The sequence below is a fragment of the Pseudomonas sp. TSO6 genome (assembly GCF_056098905.1).
Genome location: NZ_JBLZWV010000051.1, coordinates 1 through 6,026 on the forward strand (window position 1 = coordinate 1; position 6,026 = coordinate 6,026).

Sequence of the window (6,026 nt, forward strand, 5' to 3'; positions counted from 1 at the left end):
TGCGATTTGCGCGCGAACGCCTTGGCGCATGACTCGATATCGCGTCGGACAAACAAGGCGGTCGCGCGCACCTGTCACAGGAATAATTGGCCCGAAACAAATGTAGGAGCGAGCGCAGCTCGCGATGCGCCGCGCGGGCGGCGCTCGATCTAGCAGGCGCTTAATTAATCGCGCGCGGGCACCCGGGGAGAGCGCTGGTAATTCTGTCGCTGATACACTATCAACCGATTAAATGTGCGAAACAGACCAAAGGTATGAACCCGACGCGCTACTCCACCGTGGCAAAGGACTTGATGGAAGGCATCGCCAACGGCCGCTACCCGGTGGGCAGCCTGCTGCCGACCGAGTTCGAGCTGTGCGACCTTTACGATGTAAGCCGGCACACGGTGCGCGCCGCGATCGACCAGCTGCTCAACCAGGGGCTGGTGTCACGGCGCAAGCGCGTGGGCACCCGGGTAGAGGCCAGCAGCCCGCGCGGCGGCTACTCGCAGTCGCTGGCCAGCGTGGCCGACCTGGCCCACCTGGCCGAAACCCAGCAGCGGGAAATCCAGGACGTGCGCCACTTCGTCGCCGACCTGAGCGAGGCGGCGCGGCTGGGACTGGTACCGGGGGAACACTACTTTTGCGTGTCGAGCATCCGCGTCGACCGCCTGCACAATGCAGCGCCGCTGTGCTGGACCGACGTGTATGCGCAACGCGACTATGCAGAGGTCATCGAACGGGCCCGCGAGCACCCCGACCAACTGATTGCCGGGTTGATCGAGCAGCACTATGGCCGGGCAATCGCGGTGATCGACCAGCAGGTGCGGGCAGTGCTGCTGACCGCAGAAATGGCCCGGGCGCTGAAGGCTGAAGCGGGTTCACCGGGGTTGAAGATCATCCGCCATTACCGCGAGGAAAACGGTGATTTGATGGCGGTTTCCGAAACCGTGCACCCGGATGACCGCTTCACCCTGGTGACCCAGATGCGCCGGGATCGCTCACCGTCCTGATCGTGCAACCGGGGCCGCTATGCGGCCCATCGCCGGCAAGCCAGCTCCCACAGGTACAGCATTTGTCTCAAATATAGCGCGGTCCCTGAGGGGCCCCTCACACAGGACTGCACAGCCTTCAAGCCCGGCACAACCCGTGTGGGAGCTGGCTTGCCGGCGATGGGCTGCGAAGCAGCCCCGATATTCCTGTTCCCTCACTTCACATGCCCAACACCCGATCGGCCTCCAGCAACTGCTGCCCCCGCACCGTGGTCACCCGGTGGTCGCGCGCCAGCCAGGCATAGATGGTCGGTAGTACGAACAAGGTAAACAAGGTCCCCACCAGCATCCCGCACACAATCACCACCCCCAGCCCGAAGCGGCTGTTGGCCCCGGCGCCGCTGGCGAACAGCAGCGGCAGCACGCCAAAGGTCATCGCCGCGGTGGTCATCAGCACCGGCCGCAAACGTATCTGCGCGGCACGGACGATGGCGGCAACACGGTCGAGGTTGTCGCGCACCTGGATCTCGTTGGCGAACTCCACCATCAGGATGCCGTGCTTGCTGATCAGGCCGATCAGCGTCACCAGGCCAATCTGCGTGTAAATGTTCAACGTGGCCCAGCCCAGCGCCAGCGGCAGCAGCGCACCGCAGATCGACAGCGGCACGGTCACCAGAATGATCAGCGGGTCGACCAGGCTTTCGTACTGTGCAGCCAGCACCAGGTAGATCACCACCAGGGCAGCGAGAAACGCCCACATCAAGGCAAAGCCTTCCTGCACATACTGGCGCGATTCCGATTGCCAGTCGTGGCTGAAGCCCGGCGGCAATTCGGCGCTGAGCTGTTCGAGAAATGCCACGGCGTTGCCCATCGACACACCCGGCGCCGGGATTGCCTGCAAGGTACTGGCGTTCTGCTGATCGAACTGCAACAGGCGGTTGGGCGCCACTTCGAGATCCAGGTGCACCACTGTAGCCAGCGGCACCAGGCTGCCATCTTCGGCGCGCACGTATTGACGATTCAGCGCCGCAGGGCTCAGGCGCTGGTCCTGGATACTCTGCGGGATCACATCATAGGAACGCCCGAACAGCGCAAAGCGGTTGAGGTATTGCTCGCCCACCAGCACACCCAGCGACTCGCCAATGGCCTGCATGCTGATGCCCAGGCTGGCCGCCTTGGCCCGGTCGACGCGCACCTTGACCACCGGGTTGTTGTAGTCGAGGTCGCTGTCCACCACGGCAAACAGGCCGCTGTCGCGGGCGCGTTGCTTGAGCACTTCCATGGTCTGGTACAGCTCGGGGTAATCCTGGGCGCTGCGCAGCACCATCTGCACCGGCAGGCCGCCACTGGAGCCCGGCAGCGAAGCGACCTGGAAGGCGAAGATGCTGCTGCCTTCGATATCCGCCACGGCCTGCTGCAACTGTGCCTGTACCTGTGCGGCGGACCGCTCGCGCGCCTGCCAGGCGCTGAGGTTGATACCCCCGAAACTGGCGGCCGGGCCGTCGGTGCCGTTGATGATCCAGGTGTCGGTGGTTTCGGCGATGGACTTCATCACCTGGTCAAGCTTCAGCGCAAAGCGCTCCGCATATTCGAGGCTGGCATGCTGCGGCGACTTGATGGCGGTCAGCACCGCTGCCTGGTCCTCGGGCGGGGCAAGCTCGCGCTGGGGCAGCAGGTAGAGCCAGGGCAGGCTCAAACACACCAGCAGCGCCACACTCGCGCTGATCCAACGATGCGCCAGGGAGTAGGCCAGCACTCGTCCATAGGCCCCGGTCAACGCAGCAAACAACCGATCAGCCATGTTGGCCATCGCGCCATGCTGCTGCCCCGGTTGCAACAACAACGAGCTCATCACCGGCGACAAGGTCAGCGCCACGATGCCGGACACGATCACCGCGCCCGCCAAGGTCAGGGCGAATTCGCGGAACAGCGTACCGGTCAGCCCGCCCATCAGCCCGATCGGCGCATACACCGCTGCCAGGGTCAGGGTCATGGCGATCACCGGCCCGGCAATTTCCCGCGCCCCGGCCAATGCCGCAGCAACCGGCGACTTGCCCTCCTCGATATGCCGGTGCACGTTCTCCACCACCACGATGGCATCGTCCACCACCAGACCGATGGCCAGCACAATCGCCAGCAAGGTCAGCAGATTGAGGCTGAAGCCGAACAGCAGCATCAGGCCTGCGGCACCGAGCATCGACAGCGGGATGGCCACCACTGCGATCAGCACACTGCGCAGCGAACCCAGGCACAGCCAGATCACCAGCACCACGATCAGCATCGCCTCCACCAGGGTGCGCAGCACCTCATGGATCGAAGCATCGATGAAGCGCGCAGTCTCATAGGCCAGCGCCACCTTGACCCCGGGCGGCAGGGTCTGCTGGATTTGCGGCAGGAGCTGGCGAATGCCCTCGACGATCACCAGCGGGTTACCGGTCGGCGTGGGGAACAGCCCTAGGTGCACGGCCGGCTTGCCGTCCATGGTGGCGCTGGTCTGGGTGGCCGCCGCACTCAGCTCGACGGTGCCGACGTCACGCAGGCGCACCAGGTCGGTGCCATCGTTGCGGATGATCAGTTCACGGAAGTCCTCGACCCGGGTCAGGTCGGTGTCCACCTGGATATCGGCCAGCACGTACTGCCCACGCACCTGGCCCGGTGTCGCCTGGTAGTTGTTGGCCCGCACCGCCTGCGCCACGTCCGCTGCCGTCACCCCGCGCCCGGCCATCTGTTCGCTGTCCAGCCACAGGCGCATGGCCAGGCGCTGCCCACCGAACGACTGCACCTTGGCCACGCCGTCGATGCCAGATAACTGCGGTTCCACCACCCGCGACAGGTAATCGCTCAGCTCCGGTATCGACAGGCTGTCACTGGCGAAGCCCACGTAGGCCACGGCAGTGGAGTCGCCTGCCGACAGCTCCACCACCGGGTCGTAGGCCTTTTCCGGCAGGCGATAGCGCACCTGGTTGGCCTTGGCCATGGTCTCGGCCAGCGCCTGGGTTGAATCGCGGTTGAGCACCATGCGCAAGGTGATCAGGCTGCGCCCCTGCTGCGACGACGAGGACAGGTAGTCGATGCCCTCCACCGACGACACAGCCTGGGTGATCGGCTGGGTCACAAAGCCCTGCATCAGCTCGGCCGAGGCGCCGGGGTACTCGGTGCTGATGGTAATGGTCGAGCTTGCCAGCAAGGGGTACTGACGGATCGGCAACTTGCCCATGGCAAACAGCCCCATCAGGATGATCAGGCTGCTGACCACCAGCGCCAGCACCGGGCGGCGCACGAAAAGGTCGGTGAACTTCACGGCTGCCGCCCTCCGAGGTTGGCCTGCAAGCTGTCCTGCGCCACCGGCTCGACCGGCATGCCATCGCTCAGCTTCAATTGGCCAGACACCACCACCCGGTCACCGGGCGCCAGGCCGGAGGTAACCTCCACCCGCCCCTGCCAGCGCTCACCAGTGGTAACCCGCACTCTGCTGACCTGGGTACCATGCGCCGGGTCCTGAATCGCAACGAATACTGTCTGGCCATAGGCGGCGTAGGTGATCGCGGTTTCTGGCACAGCCAATACAGTCGACGGCTGCACAGCATCCAGGCGCACGCCAGCGTACATGCCCGGCTGCAACTGCCCGCCCGGGTTCGGCAAGGCTGCCTGCACCTGCACCAGGCGCGCCTTGCTGACCACCGGGTCGACCGCCACCACCCGGGCCTTGAAGCCTTGCCCGCGTACTGCGTCCACCGTCAGCGCCAGCACTTGCCCGACATGCACTTCGGGGGCGGCCTGCTCGCCCAAGGCGAAATTCACATGCAACTGGCTGATGTCGGCCAGGTTGACGATGGCATCACCGGCGCCCAGATACTGGCCCTGATGCACCCGCCGAATACCCAGCTTGCCGGCAAACGGAGCGCGAATGGCCTTCTGCGCGATCAGCGCCTCGACATGCTGCAGCTCACCACGGGCCACGTCCACGGCAGTGGCGGCGTTGTCCAGCAGCTCTTGCGACACGGCATTCAATGCCCGCAGCTTGCGGCTGCGCTGCAGCACCACTTCGGCGTTACGCAGCCTGGCACGCAACTGCACCCGCTGGGCCTGTTCCGGCGCGTCGTTGAGCTGCACCAGCAACTGCCCGGCAGTGACCGCCTGCCCCGACTCGAAGGCGATGCGGGTAACGCGCCCCGCCGTCTCGGCCGCCACCTGTACCTGGTTGACCGCTTCCAGTTCCCCTGAAGCAAAGTTCTGCCGCGCCAGCGGCACCTGCTCGGCCGTGGCAAGCGCCACCTTGGTCGCCGGCCACGCCGCCGCAGCGGGTGGCGCCGAACCGCTACCCACTAACGCATAGCAAGCAGCCAGCACACCGGCTACAGCGCCAGCCCAGGCCAGTAACGTCCGTTTGTTCATGCACAGCTCCGATCACAGGGAAAGCGGTTGCGGGGAAGATCGGGCAGGACTATAAGAGCTCAACTTAACTTTAGGTCAACAGACATGGCAGCGGACAACACGCGGATGCTCACAGTGGGTGAAGTGGCCAAGCGCAGCGGCGTGGCGGTGTCTGCGCTGCACTTCTACGAGACCAAGGGGCTGATCGCCAGCGTCCGCACGGCCGGCAACCAGCGGCGCTATCCCTCGCTGGTGCTGCGTACACTGGCGATCATCAAGGTGGCGCAGCGCACGGGTATTCCGCTGGAGGAAATCAAGCAGGCATTTAGCCGCTATGCGCCCAACAGCAAGCTTACGGCGGCGCAATGGGGCGAGATGTCCACCGCCTGGCGCGAAGACCTGAACGCCCGCATCCGCACGCTGGAGGCGCTGCGCGACAGCCTGGACAACTGCATTGGTTGCGGTTGCCTGTCACTGGAAGACTGCCCGCTGCGCAACCCCGAGGATGTGCTGGGCAAGGAAGGTACCGGGGCGCGGATCCTCGAGAAGAAAGCCCGTTAGCCTGCAGACCTACGCGGCCCCTGTGGGAGCGGCCTTGTGTCGCGATCGGGCTGCGAAGCGGCCCCAGGGTTTCAGCCATGATGCACACATTGCAGGGGCTGCTTCGCAGCCCCTGCAATG

General features: G+C 65.1%; 4 protein-coding genes. 2 read left to right on the forward strand and 2 right to left on the reverse strand.

Annotated elements, in window-relative coordinates; all coding sequences use genetic code 11:
* Positions 1 to 254: 254 nt before the first annotated feature.
* Positions 255 to 992 carry a GntR family transcriptional regulator gene (locus ACN6NG_RS21435; protein WP_474316090.1) on the forward strand — a complete coding sequence of 246 codons (738 nt, stop codon included), beginning with the start codon at positions 255 to 257 and terminating at the stop codon, positions 990 to 992.
* Between the two features lie 199 nt (positions 993 to 1,191).
* Here the strand turns inward: ACN6NG_RS21435 and ACN6NG_RS21440 are convergent, their stop codons facing one another.
* Together ACN6NG_RS21440 and ACN6NG_RS21445 are read right to left on the reverse strand one after the other, a co-directional pair.
* Positions 1,192 to 4,272: a MexW/MexI family multidrug efflux RND transporter permease subunit gene (locus tag ACN6NG_RS21440; RefSeq protein WP_474316092.1), complete on the reverse strand. Its 3,081-nt coding sequence runs from the start codon at positions 4,270 to 4,272 to the stop codon at positions 1,192 to 1,194.
* Positions 4,269 to 5,366 (reverse strand): efflux RND transporter periplasmic adaptor subunit, encoded by a 1,098-nt coding sequence (locus ACN6NG_RS21445; RefSeq protein ID WP_474316095.1) that lies wholly within the window; start codon positions 5,364 to 5,366, stop codon positions 4,269 to 4,271. Before ACN6NG_RS21445 ends, ACN6NG_RS21440 begins: the two co-directional genes overlap by 4 nt.
* Positions 5,367 to 5,450: 84 nt before the next feature.
* On the opposite strand from ACN6NG_RS21445, the gene soxR reads away from it, so the two are divergent.
* Positions 5,451 to 5,906: a redox-sensitive transcriptional activator SoxR gene (gene soxR, locus ACN6NG_RS21450; protein ID WP_016500816.1), complete on the forward strand. Its 456-nt coding sequence runs from the start codon at positions 5,451 to 5,453 to the stop codon at positions 5,904 to 5,906.
* Positions 5,907 to 6,026: the final 120 nt, after the last annotated feature.

Excerpts from the sequence above, each read along its gene's own strand:
- ACN6NG_RS21435 (WP_474316090.1), top strand. The coding sequence starts at position 255 with ATGAACCCGACGCGCTACTCCACCGTGGCAAAGGACTTGATGGAAGGC.
- ACN6NG_RS21445 (WP_474316095.1), bottom strand. The coding sequence starts at position 5,366 with ATGAACAAACGGACGTTACTGGCCTGGGCTGGCGCTGTAGCCGGTGTG.
- soxR (WP_016500816.1), top strand. The coding sequence starts at position 5,451 with ATGGCAGCGGACAACACGCGGATGCTCACAGTGGGTGAAGTGGCCAAG.